The sequence below is a fragment of the Vibrio sp. 970 genome (assembly GCF_033339075.1).
On record NZ_JAWOTW010000839.1, the window covers coordinates 1 to 513 of the forward strand.

A 513-nucleotide genomic window follows, 5' to 3' on the forward strand; every position below is an offset into this window, starting at 1 on the left:
GATCACTTTAGGACAAGCGTCTGCATCTACCCATAACTTCATTCTTATTTCTCACCCAGTTTTGCTTCTAGCTCTTCAATACGAGCGGTTAATTTTGCGACTGTGTTTTCAAGTGCTGTCAGGCGATCTTCTTCTTTCGATAGTGGCGCAGTGACTTCTACTTTTGGGACATGATTCACGCTCTTCCAGCTTTTGATAACAGTAATGAGTGCAGGCATTGGGACTGGTGTCTTCATACGTGCTTTCACTAGTGCAACCGTTGGCTCTTTCCCTTCTCGTTGCAGCTGCTCCATCACAGCTTCCAGCTCTTTCGTGACGTCTTGAGTTAACATTTTCAATCCTTAATAACGATATAGTTGTCATCATACTTTGAGAGGTGGGATTTAGCGAATAGCAATTTCGGTAGTGGGTTGTGAGAGATCTCTTACATAGCGTGTAAGAGAAAACGATTTCGTCATCAGTTTTACAGAAAAGTTCCAGTGTAAGGTTTTGATAAATAATGATTTAACATGT

1 protein-coding gene is annotated in these 513 nt (G+C 41.5%); it reads right to left on the minus strand.

Going from position 1 to position 513, the window contains the following annotated elements:
- Positions 1–44: 44 nt before the first annotated feature.
- Entirely contained in the window at positions 45–332 is a 288-nt protein-coding gene (locus tag R7Q11_RS29480) for a hypothetical protein (RefSeq protein ID WP_029835141.1), read from the minus strand.
- Positions 333–513 lie beyond the last annotated feature (181 nt).

Excerpts from the sequence above, each read along its gene's own strand:
- R7Q11_RS29480 (WP_029835141.1), bottom strand. The coding sequence starts at position 332 with ATGTTAACTCAAGACGTCACGAAAGAGCTGGAAGCTGTGATGGAGCAG.